Here is a 15,159-nt window from a genome sequence, read left to right as displayed (position 1 = left end):
TCCTTTTGCGGACGGATCAGTGCGAAGTGTGGGGTTATCAACCTCCCATCGCTCGGTAAATCACTCGCAAACGCGACCGTTGCTTAAGCTGAACATCCGGTCGTTCACCAGGGGCGGAGCAGGTTTCAGAGGCCGAAGGCGCGTTGGACGAACCACACCATGCCCATGACGAACACACCGGCGGAGATGGCGCCGGTCGCCCACAGGCCCGCTGTCGGTGTGCGGTGCCGCAACACGGTCAGCAGCGGGAACACAACGGCGATGATGGCCAACTGCACACCCTCGATACCGATGTTGAACACCAGCAGCGACCACAGCAGGGTCCAGGAGAACGCCTGGTGGACGCCGAGCGCGCCGGCGAAGCCCAGGCCGTGCACGAGACCGAAGCAGAACACCACCCCGAGCCTGGCCCAGCCGGCCCGGTCCAGGCTGAAGTGCCCCTCACCCAGGGCCTCCAGATCGGTGGCATGGCCGCCGCGCCGCCAGAGCCGCCACAGGTACCAGCCCGCGACCACCGCGATCGACAGCGCGATGACCGGCTCCACGATCCTGCTGGGCACATCGACAAGACCCAGGGCAGCGAGCAGCAGTGTCACCGAGTGCGCCAGGGTGAAGCTCGTCGCCGCGAGGACGATCTCGCGCAGCCGCCGTGACCCGGCGATCAGCGCCAGCAGGAACAGGATGTGGTCGATCCCGCTCAGCAGGTGCTCGGCGCCGAGCCGGAAGAACTCCCAGAACCGCTCGTACCACGCCTGGCTGATCGAGAGCGTCGGATGCGCCGCGTCGAGCGCGCCGCTGCCGGAGTGGCCGTCGACGTCGTACGTGACGATGGTCTTGGTTCCGGTGACGTACGTCTCGGAGTCGGGGAACAGCCCGCTGCGCAGCTCGTGGTCGCCGCTGTCCTCGGCGCAGGCCCAGTCGAGCGGCAGTGTGGTGTACGGGACGCCCTCCTCCACACCCATCGTGAACTTGCCGTCCTGCTTCGGTGTGCAGGCGGCGCCGTTCGATGTGACCTTGAAGCGCTGGGTGACGTATGTGACGGCGGAGGCGGCGTGCGCGTTGACGGCCGCCGCCATCCGTTCGGTGTCGCGGTCGTCGAAGGCGGCGTTGCCGGTCCGGTAGAGGGGGTCGTCGTTCTCGTAGTCAGCGGTGGATATGACGAAGAGGTCGTACTCCAGCCTCAGCTCCGTCCGCAGATGACCGTTGTCACCTGCGGTGACGTGGACGTACACGACGGAGGAGAACCCGTGTGCCTGCGCCGACTGGCCGATGACGCCCAGGCCCAGGAAGGCGATCAGTGCCGTGACCGTGACGACGACGGCGCGGCGGACTTGTGATGACATGTTGCTCCTCATGGTTGCCAGCGCACGCTCCACGGCACGGATGAACAGCAACGGACCCAACGGCGAACCCTGGAACAACAAGCTCCCGAACGACCGGTGTGAAGGAAAAAGACCGAAAAGGGGATAGCAGGATGGAGGGGCACCATCCACCACCATTCGGAGGACGATCGTCTTGCGCCCCTCGCTACGGGCCGTCGCCGCGCTGGCCGTGGCCGCGGCCGCCACCCTGGTCACCGGCTGCGGCTCCGGCGACGATTGGTCAGGGCCGCACCCCGAACCCACCCCCGTCGGCACACTCGGGGCCGCGTTCGTCAACCGCGCGTCCCCGCCGGCCCCCGAGGCCACCACCACACCGCGGCCCGGCTCGTGGGACGGGGTGCGACCGCCCGAGGACTACCGCGTCGTCCTGCTGACGGCCGGCCACGACCGCCCCACCAAGGCGCTCGTGAAAGCGGTCGAGAAGTGGGCCGACGACGAGGACGTCGACATGCGGACGGTGGTCGCCGACGACCCGACCGCCCTGGTGGCCAGCGCCAGCAAGGCCCTGAAGATGGAGCCCGACCTGATCATCAGCGCGGGCAACGACCTCGTCGACCCGCTCGCCACGGTCACACCGAACCACCTGTCGCAGCAGTTCCTCGTCGTGGGCGCCGAGCTGGCGGAGCCCACCCACAACGTCACATCCGTGGACTGGACCGGTGCCTCGTTCCGCGGCGAGGGGCTCGGCGCGTCCTCGACGTACGACCCCGGTTCGTTCACCGCGGCGCGCTGCGCCGCAGCCGTCAGGGCCGGTGTGGCGGCCGTACTCAACAAGCTGACCGGGATCGTGATCTGGCTCGACGCCGTGTGACGCCGTCAGGCACGACGTGTTCCGCATGTGCGCGTTCCGCGGGTGCGTGTTCCGCGTGTGCGCACGAGTTGGGCGACGGGTCGTCTTATGGTGATGTGATGCGACCTGTACCCTGGTGGGCCTTGCTCTCTTCGGGGACTGCTCCCGTCCTGTTGACCGCCGGCTGGACGATCGCCGGTGCGATCCAGGGACCCACGTACGACCCCGTCAAGAAGACGATCAGCATCCTGGCGGCCTACGGCGCCCCGGGGTACTGGGTGATGACCTCCGCCATGCTCGGCCTCGGCACCTGCCATGTGATCACCGCCCTGGGACTGCACCCGGCCGCACCCCTCGGCCGGCTGGCGCTCGCGGCGGGCGGGGTGTGCGCGATCCTGCTGACGGTGTTTCCCGCCCCGCCCAGCGGCGGCTCGTTCCCGCACGGCACGGTGGTCGCGGTGGGCTTCGCCCTGCTCGCCGTATGGCCGGTGCTGGCCGTCGGGCACGGCAATTGGGCGAGCATCAGCGCCTGGAGCGGGCACGGCGGCTGGGCGCACCTCAGCGGCTGGGGCCGGCAGGGCGCTCTGGGCGATCACAACGGTGCGGACCCGTGGGCGCTGCGGAGCCGGGTGGCGGTCGTGGCGAGCGCGCTGATGTGGCTCAGCGGACTGTGGTTCGTGATCACACTGCAGACGAACGGCCCCGACGGCGTCGCGGAGCGCGTCCTCACCACCGCGCAGACCGTGTGGCCGCTGTTCGTCGTCACGTCGTGCCTCTACCACCCGCACCACGAACAGCGCCCGGCCAAGGCCGGGCGCTGGTAGCCGCACCGCACCGGCGCGGCCTGATCCCCGTGAGGGCTACGGAGCTACGGAGCTACGTTGCGGATGAGCCAATCGTCGTCGTCGTAGCGGTCACGCGCAGGGTCCGGGGTGGTCGCCGGGGTCTCCTCGGTGGTGTCCTCCGGGCGGACACGCTCCGGAAGCTTGCCGTACCGAGCCTGCCGGGCCGCCTCGGCGGTGTCTTCGGGCTTCTCTGAGTGCGTCATCTCAACCCCTCTCTGCCGCCATTTTACGCCTCACCTGCCCGGAACGGGCTCTGAGCGCGTAGGTCACCACGGCCCGCACGGGCGCGGCGGGGCGGCGCACCCCGAGCGCCGCGCTCAGCGGGCCGTCCAGCAGGGACGCCGCCACGGCGGAGGCGAGCGGGGCCAGGGCGGCCGGCAGCCGGGCCGCCAGCAGGCCCTTGCTGGCGGAGCGCCACAGCGCCGCGCCCGCCGCACTGGGCGCGAACGCGGCGCGCTCGAAGTCGGCCATCCACCGCTCCACATCGGCCAGTTGACCGTCCGGCGGCTCGGGCAGCCGCAGCGCGAGCGCCAGGCTCAGATGGAAGGCGTACGCCGCGTCCCGCTCCTCGCCGGTGACCTGGCGGTGGCCGTGCCGGTCGATGAAGCGCAGCGGGCACACGGTGAAGCAGGCCAGCACGTAGCGCATCAGCTCCGGGGTGATGCCGGGGAGGTCGTGCACCGCCCGCAGCGCCTCGACGATCTTCCGCCCCTCGGGGCTGTCGACGCCGTGCCCGATCAGCCCGAACATGGCGGCCCCCGTCGCCTTGGCACGGGCGCGCGGCGCGCTGGTCATCCGGCCGGTGCCGTACAGGACGCGGGCGATCTCCGGCACGCCGAAGGTCCGTACGAAGCCGAGGGTGAGCCCGGTGCGGGACTCCTCGGGCATGGTCCGCAGGACGAGCCGCGCGTACGGGTCGGACGCGGCGTACGCCTGCCCCGCGCGCTTCGCGCCCCTGCCCTTCGCGCCGGGCCCCTTCGCCCCCGTACCCTGCGCCCCCGGCCCGTTCGCGCCCGTCATGCGGAAGCGGCGGCGACGGCCAGCGCCTCACCCGTCAGCGGGGCGTTCAGATAGCGGGCCACCCGCACCAGGTGGGCCCGTTCGCCGGCCGGTTCCGCGTCGAGACCGGGCAGCGACGCCTGGTCCTCGCGGGGGCGCGGCGGGCGGCCCGCGCTCAGCGCGTCGGCGGCGGCGCGCAGCGCGGCGGCCACGATCAGCGCGGCCCGGTCCGCCTCGTCGAGCCCGGCCCGGTCGGCGACCTCGGTCGCCGCGCCGACCACGGCCGGGTCGACCCAGGGCCGCAGGGTCAACTGGCCGTCGCGTATCTCGAGCCCGCGCCGGGCCGTGCGCCACTCCAGGTCGCGGAAGGCCAGCCGCTCGGTCCAGGCGGACGGGGGCGCTTCGAGGGCCAGCCGCTCGTCGGCCAGATACGCCACGTCCCACAGCGGCCGCAGGGCCTGGTAGTCGCGGCGGCGCCGGGTCCAGGCGGCGTACGCGGGGCTGGCGAAACCCGCGGTGATGAGGGCGGCGCCGAGCGCGGCGAAGACCGGGCCGAGCGCCGTACTGAGCCAGTCCGTGCCGGTGACACCGGCGGCGGCCGTCGTGATCGCGACGAGCTTGCAGAGCACGTATCCGCAGGCGACGACGGCGCCGAGGGCGATCAGCCGGATGCCACGGCGCAGCGGTCCCGCCGGCAGCCGGGCGGCGTGGCCGAGGCAGACCCGGCCGATGTCGATCAGCGCGAACCCGAACCCGGCCTGGTAGAGGACGAGGAACGCGGCGATGGGCCCGCTCGTGGCGAAGGTGGTGTCGAACGTCAGGGGGGTTTCGGGGCTGTGGGCGCCGCCGGTGAGGAACAGCACGGTCATGGCGGCGGCCAGCACGGCGAACACGGCGAGGCGCTTGCGCACCTGGCGCCAGGTGACGACCGTGGCCGCGTCCCAGAGCCCTTCGTCGGGACGGTCCTTGGGCGGCGTCCAGATCCGGGCGAGCGCGACGGCGCCCGCGGAGAAGCCGGTGATGCCCAGGTAGACGAAGAGGGTGGCGAGGTTGCCGCGGTGCGCGGCCCGGTCGATCAGCCGGTAGAGCAGGGGCGACGCCACGACGAAGGCGAGGGCGGGCGCGGTGATCGTCAGGGCGACGACGAGCAGCCCGGGGGACGGATCGCGGTACCAGGCGCGGAGTTTGAGCACGGCAACGGCCACGGCCACCGTTCCGATGCCGAGGTAGACGACATTGAACGGTGTGTCGGGTATGTCAGACATGCTGTCCTTTACGGTGCTCCAGCGCCGGCGCGAGCTGGGAGGTCGTACCGGCTCCCGGCGCCAGCATCAGGGCCCGGGTCAACTCGGCCCCCAGGATCTCCGCTTCCTCTTCCGCCGTGCCGTCGTAGTGCGAGCGGCCGAGTACGAGCCGGAGCATGTCGGCGTCGATGGTGGGCAGTTCGACCTCTCCCTCGTCGGCGGGACCTTCGGGGGCGACTGCCAGATGACCGCAGAGCAGATGGGCCAGTTCGTGGCAGATGATGTGGGCCCGGTGCAGCCCCGAGGTCTCCTGCTCGAAGTAGATGTAGTCGGTGTCGGCGCGGCGTTCGACGAAGCCCGACGGCTCGCCGACCCGCATCCGGCGCGGGACCAGCCGGACGGGCCGTCCTGCCCGCTCGGCGACGACGGCGCACAGCTCCTCGACCGTGCCGAGGCGTGGCAGATCCAACTCCTTGACCATGGCCCGCATTCGGCGGCGGGTACGTCCAAGATCTCGCACGTCATCCCCATCAACCGGCTGCCAGTGCCCCAACCGCGTCCGCCGGTAGTCGCTCACGTCTCGGGCGCGTCGGGCAGCCCGACTGCCTTTCGCAGTTGTTCCACCACGGTGAGGGCAGCGTCCTGCATTTCGGGCGGCAGCCCGGCGGCCCGCATCGCGATGCGCTCCACTTTGGCATCCCGCAGTGTCTCAATTTTCCGCAGGTCCCGCTCGACGGCCTGCGCCGTGGCGGAGTCACTGAAGTAATCCAGCGGAATTCCGAAGAATTTGGCGATTTTCACCGCATTCTCCAGGCTGGGTTTCTGGGTGCCTTTACGGAGGTTGCCGATGTATGTGCCGCTCAGCCCTGTTCCGTCCGCGATTTCCGTATCGCGCCACGGCCGGCCAAGATCCTTCGGGTAGATCACCGAAATCACCCGCCGGAAGCGGGCGGCGAAGTCCAGCGGATCCGACGCTTCTGCCGCGTCCGGGCGTGGAGAATCGGTGTCCATGTGCCGGATCATAGAACTCTTCCTCCGCCGAGGGGGATCCCGCATCCCCGATGATCTACACGATCGTTGCGAATAAATCGACCAAAGGTCACATAGGCCGCCGAATCGATACCTTGGATCCGTAAAATAATCAACTTTAGTTGACTTTACCTCGGGCCCGAGTGGAGGATCGGCACCTGTGGACGCTGGGCGTCTGCTGCCCCACGGGGGTGGGCAACAGCGCCCGGCGCCAAGGCATTTCGGCTTCCTTTCGGAGGCCGTGCCGCGTCGTGTTCACACGACCCTCTGCTTCACATGCCCCCCGACCGGTCGAGGCGAAGATCCTCCTGGTCCGAGCAGCCCACCGCATCCCGCCCCGCCCTCCGCGCGCCCTGGATCACTGACGCCCTGTCACGCATTGGATCTTGCAAGGAAAAGTATAGATTCGACAAGGATGTATCAAGTTATTGCGCTCCTATGTCGCTGAGATTACGGTCCACCCTGCGCCGCCAGCCCCTACCTGTGTCAAACACGGCGTAGTCCGGCATTCCGTGCCGAAAGGAGCAGAAGGTGTTCCGTTCCATCCCAGAACCACTCCGAGAGCTACGACGTGTCCTCGTCCTGGTCGTCACGTCGGCGATGGTGGCCGCGGTCGGCCTCATCGCCCTGGCGGTCCAGCCGGCGTTCGCGGCGGCGACAGCCGCGGCGACCGGCGGTGGCGGGGCGAGCCTGCCGTACGCCGAGGTGCAGGCGGAGAACTCCGCCACCAACGGCACCGCGATCGGACCGAGTTACGCGGCAGGACAACTGGCCGACGAAGCGTCGTACCGCAAGGCGGTGACCCTCCAGGGCACCGGGAAGTACGTCACGTTCACCACCCCCGTCGCCACCAACTCCATCGACTTCCGCTACAGCATCCCGGACACCTCGGGCGGTTCGGTGTACAGCGCACCCCTGTCGCTGTACATCAACGGCACCAAGCAGCCGGACTTCAGCCTGACGAACGCGTATAGCTGGTACTACGGCAGTTACCCGTTCACCAACTCCCCCGGCAGCAACCCGCACCACTTCTACGACGAGGCGCACCGGCTGCTCCCGACGTCGTACCCGGCGGGCACCACCTTCACGTTGCAGGTCGACGCGGGCGACACCGCGTCCTCGTACACGATCGACTTCGCCGACTTCGAGCAGGTCGGCGCGGCCCTTCCGCAGCCCTCGGGCTCGGTCTCGGTGACCAGCAAGGGCGCCGACGCGAGCGGCGTCGCCGACTCGACGAGCGCCTTCAACGCCGCCATCAGCGCCGCCGGGTCGGGCGGCACCGTATGGATACCGCCGGGCACGTACAAGATCCCCGGCCATATCAGCGTCAACAACGTGACGGTCGCGGGCGCCGGTATGTGGTACTCGACCGTCACCGGCGCGGCGCCCGGCTTCTACGGCAACTCGGCGCCCAACCCGAGCACCAACGTCCACCTCAAGGACTTCGCGATCTTCGGCGATGTCCAGGAGCGGAACGACAGCGCCCAGGTCAACGGCATCGGCGGGGCGATGAGCAGCTCCACCGTGTCGAGCCTGTGGATCGACCACCTGAAGGTCGGCGCCTGGATGGACGGGCCCATGACGGGGCTGACCTTCAGCGGCATGCGGATCCGCGACACCACGGCCGACGGCATCAACTTCCACGGCGGCGTCACCAACTCGGCCGTCACCAACAGCGAGTTGCGCAACACCGGTGACGACGGCATCGCGACCTGGGCGGACTCCGCCCTCGGCGCCGACGCCAACATCACGATCTCCGACAACACGGTGGAGACGCAGATCCTCGCCAACGGCATCGCGATCTACGGCGGTCACGACAACACCGTCAGCGGCAATCTCGTCCAGGACACCGGACTCGCCCAGGGCGGCGGCATCCATGTCGGGCAGCGGTTCACCTCGACGCCCGTCGGGACCACCACCATCGCCAACAACACCCTGATCCGCGACGGCGGGCTCGACCCGAACTGGCAGTTCGGCGTCGGCGCCCTGTGGTTCGACGGCAGCCAGGGCGCCATCACCGGGCCGATCAACGTGACCAACGCGCTGATCGAGCAGAGCCCGTACGAGGCGGTCCAGTGGGTCGAGGGCACGATCAGCGGGGTCAACCTCAACAACGTGACCATCGCGGGCACCGGCACCTTCGCCCTGCAGGAACAGACCGGCGGCGCCGCCAAGTTCACCAACGTCACAGCGACCGGGGTCGGCGCGCCCTCCCCGGTGTATAGCTGCGAGGGCGGCAACTTCGTGGTGACCGACGGCGGCGGCAACTCCGGCATCAGCGGGACGCCGATCTGCGGCCCGTGGCCCGCGCCGGTCTTCCCGCCGTACCCGGCCGAAGGCGTGACGGCCACCCCGAGCGCGCTGAACTTCGGTTCGGTCGCGACCGGTTCGACCAGCACGGCGCAGACGGTGACGGTCTCCAACCCGACCAGCTCGGCCGCCAGTGTCTCGTCGGTCGCCGCTTCGGGCGACTTCACGCAGACCAACACCTGCGGCTCGTCCATCGCCGCGCACGGCTCGTGTGCCGTCAGTGTGAAGTTCGCCCCGACGGCGACCGGCACCCGCAGCGGCACCCTGACGGTCAACGCCGGCGGGAACAACAACACGGTCACCCTGTCCGGCACCGGCACGGCGCCGGGCCCGGTGCTGGGCGCCACCCCGGGCGGGCTCTCGTTCGCCGCGACGGTGGTCGGCTCGTCGGCCACGGCGCAGACGGTGACGGTCACCAACTCCGGCACCACATCGGCGACCGTCTCGAACGTCGCCGTCACCGGTGACTTCAGCCAGACCAACAACTGCTCCACCGTGGCGGTCGGCGCTTCCTGCGCCGTGACCGTCGGGTTCAAGCCGACGGCGGGCGGCGCGCGTTCGGGCACCCTGACCGTCACCAGCAACGCCAACAACAGCCCGACCACCGTCGGACTGAGCGGCAGCGGCATCGACAGCTCCACCAACATCGCGGCGGGGCAGCCCGCTTCGGCCAGTTCCAGCAGCAGCCCGTACGTGCCGGCGAACCTCACCGACCCGGACGCCTCGACGTACTGGGAGAGCGGCGGTTCGCTCCCGCAGTGGGCCCAGGTCGACCTCGGCAAGAACTACAGCGTCGGCAAGGTCGTCCTCAAACTGCCGCCCGCCGCCGCCTGGTCCGCCCGTACCGAGACCCTGTCGGTGCAGGGCTCGACGGACGGCTCGTCCTTCTCCACGATCGTGGCATCCGCCGGGCGCCTCTTCGACCCGAGCGCCAACAACAACACGGTCACCCTCCCGTTCAGCGCCACCACCGCCCGCTATCTGCGGGTGAACATCAGCGCCAACACCGGCTGGGCGGCGGCCCAGTTGTCCGACATCGAGGTGTTCCCCAGCGGCAGCGGCGGTACGTCCGCACCGGCGACGCTGACGACGAGTCCCTCCTCGCTCACCTTCGCGAGCCAGGCACCCGGCACCACCAGCGCGGCGCAGACGGTCACCGTCAGCAACACCGGCACGGCGGCGGCGGCCGTCTCCTCCGTCGCCGCGTCGGGTGACTTCACGCAGACCAACACCTGCGGGTCGTCCATCGCCGCCGGCGGCACCTGCACCGTCGCCGTCAAGTTCACCCCGGCAGCGGCGGGCACCCGCACCGGCAGCCTCACCATCACCGGCAACGCGTCGAACAGCCCCACCACCGTGGCGCTGACCGGCACCGGCACCGGCACGGTCAGCACCAACCTGGCCGCGGGCAAGGCCACCACCGAGTCCAGCCACAGCGACGTCTACCCGTCGTCGAACGTGACGGACAACAACCAGAGCACCTACTGGGAGAGCGCCAACAACGCCTTCCCGCAGTGGGCGCAGGTGAATCTCGGCTCCGCACAGAGCGCGAGCCGCGTCGTACTCGAACTCCCCGCCGCCTGGGGAGCCCGCAACCAGACGCTGACCCTGTCGGGCAGCACCGACGGCACCACCTTCACCACCATCAAGGCCTCGGCCACCTACTCCTTCAACCCGACCACCGACAACAAGGTGACCATCACCTTCCCCGCCACCACCCAGCGCTACTTCCGGGTAACGGTCACGGCCAACACCGAATGGCCGGCGGGACAGCTTTCGGAGTTCCAGGTTTGGAACACCTGACCGGACCCGGGCCGGGTCCTGATCCGGCTCTGATCCGGCTCTGATCCGACGCGCTTGACACCCGCCGCCGAACGCACGCGCCCTACTGCTACCCTTCGTCGCCAATTGATTACCTTGCGTGACGAGCGGGAGAGTGTATGAAGGTCGTCTGCGTCGGCGGCGGGCCCGCCGGCCTGTACTTCTCGATCCTGATGAAGCGGCAGGACCCGTCCCACGACATCACCGTCCACGAACGGAACCCGGCCGGCTCCACCTACGGCTGGGGCGTCACCTACTGGGCGGGGCTCATCGAGAAACTGCACGTCCACGACCCGGAGTCGGCGCGCACCATCAGCGAGCACTCGGTCCGCTGGAGCGACGGCGTCGCGCATGTCGGCGGCGTCAGGACCGTCCACCACGGCGACGAGGGCTTCGGCATCAGCCGCCGCACCCTGCTCGACATCCTCGCCGAACGGGCCAGGGACCTCGGCGTACGGGTCGAGTTCGAGAGCGAGATCACCGACCTGGCGCAGGTGCCCGACGCCGATCTGGTGGTCGCGGGCGACGGCGTCAACAGCGCACTGCGCGAGCAGCACGCCGCACACTTCGGCCCCGCCGCGTCGCCGGGCCGCAACGTCTACACCTGGCTCGGCACAACCAAGGTCTTCGACTCCTTCACCTTCGCCTTCGTCGAGACGCCGCACGGCTGGATCTGGTGCTACGGCTACGGGTTCGACGCCGACCGGAGCACCTTCATCGTCGAGTGCTCCCCCGCGACCTGGACGGGCCTCGGGCTCGACCGGGCGACCGAGGCCGAAGGTCTCGCCGTACTGGAGGAGTTGTTCGCCGGCCCCCTCGAAGGCCACCGGCTGATCGGCCGGGAGCACACCGACGGTACGGCGCAGTGGCTCACGTTCCGCACGCTCACCAACCGGGCGTGGTCGCACGGCCGGCTCGTCCTGCTCGGCGACGCCGCGCACACCACCCACTACTCGATCGGCGCCGGAACCACCCTCGCGCTGGAGGACGCCATCGCCCTGGCGGACGCGCTGCGTGGTGACGGACCGCATGGCGAGGCCGAACTGGCCCCCGCCCTCGCCCGGTACGAGCGGGAGCGCCGGGCCGCCCTGCTGTCCGTACAGAGCGCGGCCCGCTACAGCGCCCAGTGGTACGAGAACCTGCCCCGCTATCTCACCCTGCCGCCCCGGCAGATGTTCGCGCTGCTCGGCCAGCGGCACTCCCCGCTGCTGCCGCACGTACCGCCCCGGCTGTACTACCGACTCGACAGACTGGCAGGTCAGTTGGGTCCGCTGCGCCGACTCAAGCGCTGGCTCGGCCCGCGGCTGGCGCGGACCGTGCACGCCCGGCGCGCGATCCCCGCGAGCCGGCAGCCGATGGCGACCGAGACCGCCGAGGTGTCGCGCGCCGACTGAGCCGAGCCGGCCGAACTCCGTGGCAGTGCCAAGGGTCTTGACTCCGGTCCTGGTCTAGTCCAATCTCGGGGGCGCGCCGTCAAGGCGTCTGCCTTGATGGCGTCCCCCCACTGTCATCGAGAGGACAAGATCATGCGTCGACGTACCCCCACCACGTCACGCCGGACGATCGCCACGTCCCGCACCGCCGCGCGCCTGGCCGCAGCCGCGGCCGTACTCGCCCTCGCCGGCGCCGCCACCGGAGCCGCTTCGGCGGCCCCCGCCGCCGCCCCCGCCGCCGCCTCCGCAGGGCCGGACGCGGCGGCGAGCTTCGCCCCGTACACCGACATGTCCAACTCGCAGGAAGGGCTGCTGGACACCGCGATAACCGAGCACGGGGTGAAGACCTTCACCGCCGGATTCGTCATCGGCTCGGGCTGCAACCAGATCTGGGGAGACACGCTCCCCGTCGGCGACGACTCCTTCACCGACCCGCTCATCGAGAAGGCCCAGTCCGAGGGCGCCTCCGTCATCGTCTCCTCGGGCGGCGCCGCAGGGCTGCCGCTCGCCTGGAGCTGTACGGACCAGAGCGCGATCGAAGCGGGCTACCAGAAGATCATCGACTCGTACCACCCCAGCTCCCTGGACTTCGACATCGAGGGCGGGGCCATCGCCGACACGGCCGCCGCCGCCCGCAACATGACGGCGATGAAGAACCTCAAGGCGGCCAACCCCGGTCTCACGTTCTCGGTCACCCTGCCCGTACTGCCGGACGGACTGACCGCCGACGGCGTCACCGTCATCAAGGCCGCCAAGGACGCGGGCGTCACGATCGACGTCGTGAACATCATGACGATGGACTACTACCAGGGCTCCCAGGACATGGGCCAGGCCGCGATCAGCGCGGCGACCAGCACCCTCGCCCAGCTCAAGTCCGTCGACCCGGGCTACGGTTACGGCAATCTCGGGATCACGCCGATGATCGGGGTCAACGACGACGGTTCGGTCTTCACGACGGACAACGCGTCCACGGTCAAGGACTGGGCGTCGGCCAACGGCGTGGGACGGCTGTCGTACTGGTCGGTCAACCGCGACCAGTCCTGCGGGGCCGGATCGGTCGGCGCCGCCGCGTCGCCCACCTGCAGCGGTGTCGCGCAGAACCCACTGGCCTTCACCGACATCTTCGGCTCCTGACCCACCGCTGATCAGCGCCTGACCGATAGGAGACCGGCGCCACTCCCGGCCCCCTCCACCCGCCCGCGCCCGGCGCATAGGGTCGGTGGGGCCGGGAGCGGCGCGGTCCGCCTCCCCCTGGCACCCAGCCCTACCAGGAGGAAGCACTGTGAACGAGCCGGCTCCCACCCCCGTGCGGAACCCCACCCCCGTGCAGAAGGAGATCGCCCGCGATCTCCAGGTGTCCGAGACCTTCGAAGCGGATCGGGAGATCGAGCGCCGGGTGGCCTTCCTCACCGAGCGGCTGACCTCGACAGGGCTGCGCGCCCTGGTCCTGGGGATCAGCGGCGGCGTGGACTCGACGACGACCGGCAGGCTCTGCCAGCTCGCCGTGGAGCGGGCGCGGGCGGCTGGCCACGACGCCACGTTCTTCGCCATGCGGCTGCCGTACGGAGTCCAGGCCGACGAGCACGACGCGCAGCTCGCCGTACGGTTCATCCGCCCCGACCGGCTGCTGACCGTGGACGTACGGCCCGCGAGCGACGCGGCGCTCGACGCCTGCCTCGCCGCCGACGTGGCCTTCCGCGACGCGGACCACCAGGACTTCGTGCAGGGCAACATCAAGGCGCGCCAGCGCATGGTCGCGCAGTACGCCGTGGCGGGCGCGCACGACGGGCTGGTCGTGGGCACCGACCACGCGGCCGAGGCCGTCTCGGGCTTCTTCACCAAGTTCGGCGACGGCGCCGCCGATGTCGTACCGCTCACGGGCCTGACCAAGCGCCGGGTACGGGCGCTGGCAGCGCGGCTCGGCGCCCCCGACGAGCTGGTGCACAAGATCCCCACGGCCGACCTGGAGACCCTCACCCCCGGCAAGGCCGACGAGGACGCGCTCGGTGTCACGTACGAGCAGATCGACGACTTCCTGGAGGGCAAGGAGGTCAGCGAGGCGGCCTACGAGTCGATCGTGCGCCGCTACCGCCTCACCGAGCACAAGCGCCAGTTGCCGATCGCCCCTGACCAGGCGGATGCGGGCGTGTGACCGCCTCAGCCCTCGACCGTACGGGCGAGGATGCCGAGCGTGGCGCGCAGCCCTGACTCGGGGATGACGGGGAAGATGCCCGCCTCGCGGTAGCGCTCGGCGATCTGGCTCCAGTCGTAGTACGACGTCACGAGCGTCCCGGTGGCGCTGGGTTCGAGCCGGTAGCCGTAGAGATGGCGGATCGGCGGCTGGATCGTGCCGGAGATGGTCCACTCGATCTCCGCGTCCTGCGCGAAGCGGGTGATGATCACCGTGACGTCGTACTTGCCCATCGGGAGGTCGTTCAGCGACTCGCGGTCCATGTGCACGACGAACTCGTCGCCCGCCTTCCTGACCCGCTCGCCCTCGGCGGACTGGAGCATTCCGGAGCTGTCGATCGCGACGTGCCCGGTGGGTTCGCACAGCACGTCGAAGACCTTCGCGGGCGCCGCCGCGATCTCCCGCCGGACCTCAAATCGCTCATTCGTCATGGCCACCACCCTCGCACGGCCGCCGCTCCGGGCGAGGGGCGCACCTGCGCGCGCTACTTGCTCAGCACGTTCGCCAGAATGATCAGCAGCCCCAGCAGCACATCCACCCCGCCGACCCGGCACGCAGCGAACCGGCCGCGCTTGGCCACCCGCGCCGACCAGAAGCCCCAGCCGAAGAGCGCGACCACATTGATGACCAGCGCCACCTCGATCCCGACGTCCTCGCTCCACCAGCCGATGAACGCGCCGAGCAGCGCGGCCACGGTCGGCAGCACGGCCGCCACCAGCGGCCACTCGGTCAGCACGGACCGTACGGTGTCGGCGGTGGCCTTCAGGTCGGCGGGCGCGCGGTGCGCGATGGCGTGGGCGTAGCCGTGCGCCGCCGCCGAGGCGACGGCGGCGAGCAGCACCCACACGGCGTCGTAACCGGGGTCGGCCGGGCCCTCGTCATGGCCGAGGGCCGCCGCCAGCGCGCTGGCGAGCACCGTGCCGTACACACCGCCGAACAGCAGGCGCTGCAACGGCTCCTCGCGCCGGACCGGCTCTTCGGAGCGGGCGGAGCTGTCGTCGGTCAGGGGACTGGCGGGCACGGCGCCACCTCTCGGAGCGGAGCAGGGCGAACGGTCGGCAAGGGAACGGTCGGCGCGCGGACGCCCGGCACGCGGACGCCCGGCACGCAGACGC

The 15,159-nt window shown here is 70.3% G+C and carries 14 protein-coding genes; 6 read left to right on the top strand and 8 right to left on the bottom strand.

Features of this window, described 5'->3' with window-relative positions; genetic code table 11:
• Window positions 1-125 precede the first annotated feature (125 nt).
• Window positions 126-1,343 (bottom strand): HupE/UreJ family protein, encoded by a 1,218-nt coding sequence (locus tag ACZ63I_RS01295; protein ID WP_469334197.1) that lies wholly within the window; start codon window positions 1,341-1,343, stop codon window positions 126-128.
• A 172-nt stretch (window positions 1,344-1,515) separates the two neighbouring features.
• On the opposite strand from ACZ63I_RS01295, the gene ACZ63I_RS01290 reads away from it, so the two are divergent.
• Window positions 1,516-2,193 carry a type 1 periplasmic-binding domain-containing protein gene (locus ACZ63I_RS01290; RefSeq protein ID WP_469334196.1) on the top strand — a complete coding sequence of 226 codons (678 nt, stop codon included), beginning with the start codon at window positions 1,516-1,518 and terminating at the stop codon, window positions 2,191-2,193.
• Window positions 2,194-2,291: 98 nt separating this feature from the next.
• Complete coding sequence (locus ACZ63I_RS01285) at window positions 2,292-2,996, top strand: DUF998 domain-containing protein (protein WP_469334194.1); 705 nt, start codon at window positions 2,292-2,294, stop codon at window positions 2,994-2,996.
• A gap of 44 nt (window positions 2,997-3,040) precedes the next feature.
• Here ACZ63I_RS01285 and ACZ63I_RS01280 read toward each other — a convergent pair whose 3' ends face one another.
• The 5 genes from ACZ63I_RS01280 to ACZ63I_RS01260 all read right to left on the bottom strand — a co-directional run bounded on the left by ACZ63I_RS01280 (window position 3,041) and on the right by ACZ63I_RS01260 (window position 6,271).
• Window positions 3,041-3,220 carry a hypothetical protein gene (locus tag ACZ63I_RS01280; protein ID WP_469334192.1) on the bottom strand — a complete coding sequence of 60 codons (180 nt, stop codon included), beginning with the start codon at window positions 3,218-3,220 and terminating at the stop codon, window positions 3,041-3,043.
• 1 nt (window position 3,221) lies between these two features.
• On the bottom strand, window positions 3,222-4,037 hold the full coding sequence (locus ACZ63I_RS01275) for an oxygenase MpaB family protein (RefSeq protein ID WP_469334190.1): 816 nt from the start codon (window positions 4,035-4,037) through the stop codon (window positions 3,222-3,224).
• On the bottom strand, window positions 4,034-5,281 hold the full coding sequence (locus tag ACZ63I_RS01270) for an MAB_1171c family putative transporter (RefSeq protein WP_469334189.1): 1,248 nt from the start codon (window positions 5,279-5,281) through the stop codon (window positions 4,034-4,036). Before ACZ63I_RS01270 ends, ACZ63I_RS01275 begins: the two co-directional genes overlap by 4 nt.
• Entirely contained in the window at window positions 5,274-5,750 is a 477-nt protein-coding gene (locus ACZ63I_RS01265) for a hypothetical protein (protein WP_469334187.1), read from the bottom strand. The genes ACZ63I_RS01270 and ACZ63I_RS01265 overlap by 8 nt, the downstream gene beginning before the upstream one ends.
• Window positions 5,751-5,833: 83 nt before the next feature.
• Window positions 5,834-6,271, bottom strand: a complete 438-nt coding sequence (locus tag ACZ63I_RS01260; protein ID WP_469334185.1) for a helix-turn-helix domain-containing protein — start codon at window positions 6,269-6,271, stop codon at window positions 5,834-5,836.
• 549 nt (window positions 6,272-6,820) lie between these two features.
• Between ACZ63I_RS01260 and ACZ63I_RS01255 the strand changes: the two genes are divergently transcribed.
• From ACZ63I_RS01255 to nadE, 4 genes are all read left to right on the top strand, one after another.
• Window positions 6,821-10,402, top strand: a complete 3,582-nt coding sequence (locus tag ACZ63I_RS01255) for a choice-of-anchor D domain-containing protein (protein WP_469334183.1) — start codon at window positions 6,821-6,823, stop codon at window positions 10,400-10,402.
• Window positions 10,403-10,539: 137 nt separating this feature from the next.
• Window positions 10,540-11,814 (top strand): FAD-dependent monooxygenase, encoded by a 1,275-nt coding sequence (locus ACZ63I_RS01250; RefSeq protein WP_469334181.1) that lies wholly within the window; start codon window positions 10,540-10,542, stop codon window positions 11,812-11,814.
• A 132-nt stretch (window positions 11,815-11,946) separates the two neighbouring features.
• A complete protein-coding gene (locus ACZ63I_RS01245; protein ID WP_469334179.1) occupies window positions 11,947-12,987 on the top strand; it encodes a chitinase in 1,041 nt (346 codons plus the stop codon).
• 148 nt (window positions 12,988-13,135) lie between these two features.
• Entirely contained in the window at window positions 13,136-14,005 is an 870-nt protein-coding gene (gene nadE / locus ACZ63I_RS01240) for an ammonia-dependent NAD(+) synthetase (RefSeq protein ID WP_469334177.1), read from the top strand.
• Window positions 14,006-14,010: 5 nt separating this feature from the next.
• Here nadE and ACZ63I_RS01235 read toward each other — a convergent pair whose 3' ends face one another.
• Window positions 14,011-14,475 carry an SRPBCC family protein gene (locus ACZ63I_RS01235; RefSeq protein WP_469334176.1) on the bottom strand — a complete coding sequence of 155 codons (465 nt, stop codon included), beginning with the start codon at window positions 14,473-14,475 and terminating at the stop codon, window positions 14,011-14,013.
• 53 nt (window positions 14,476-14,528) lie between these two features.
• Entirely contained in the window at window positions 14,529-14,996 is a 468-nt protein-coding gene (locus ACZ63I_RS01230) for a hypothetical protein (RefSeq protein ID WP_469335513.1), read from the bottom strand.
• Between the last annotated feature and the right edge of the window lie 163 nt (window positions 14,997-15,159).

This window comes from Streptomyces sp. NPDC087906 (assembly GCF_055584925.1).
Note: the sequence above shows the minus strand (reverse complement) of the source record. Positions and strands in the feature narration are given on the sequence as shown.

Excerpts from the sequence above, each read along its gene's own strand:
- ACZ63I_RS01275 (WP_469334190.1), bottom strand. The coding sequence starts at position 4,037 with ATGACGGGCGCGAACGGGCCGGGGGCGCAGGGTACGGGGGCGAAGGGG.
- ACZ63I_RS01285 (WP_469334194.1), top strand. The coding sequence starts at position 2,292 with ATGCGACCTGTACCCTGGTGGGCCTTGCTCTCTTCGGGGACTGCTCCC.
- ACZ63I_RS01270 (WP_469334189.1), bottom strand. The coding sequence starts at position 5,281 with ATGTCTGACATACCCGACACACCGTTCAATGTCGTCTACCTCGGCATC.
- ACZ63I_RS01250 (WP_469334181.1), top strand. The coding sequence starts at position 10,540 with ATGAAGGTCGTCTGCGTCGGCGGCGGGCCCGCCGGCCTGTACTTCTCG.
- ACZ63I_RS01295 (WP_469334197.1), bottom strand. The coding sequence starts at position 1,343 with ATGTCATCACAAGTCCGCCGCGCCGTCGTCGTCACGGTCACGGCACTG.
- ACZ63I_RS01245 (WP_469334179.1), top strand. The coding sequence starts at position 11,947 with ATGCGTCGACGTACCCCCACCACGTCACGCCGGACGATCGCCACGTCC.
- ACZ63I_RS01260 (WP_469334185.1), bottom strand. The coding sequence starts at position 6,271 with ATGGACACCGATTCTCCACGCCCGGACGCGGCAGAAGCGTCGGATCCG.
- ACZ63I_RS01280 (WP_469334192.1), bottom strand. The coding sequence starts at position 3,220 with ATGACGCACTCAGAGAAGCCCGAAGACACCGCCGAGGCGGCCCGGCAG.
- ACZ63I_RS01235 (WP_469334176.1), bottom strand. The coding sequence starts at position 14,475 with ATGACGAATGAGCGATTTGAGGTCCGGCGGGAGATCGCGGCGGCGCCC.
- ACZ63I_RS01265 (WP_469334187.1), bottom strand. The coding sequence starts at position 5,750 with ATGCGGGCCATGGTCAAGGAGTTGGATCTGCCACGCCTCGGCACGGTC.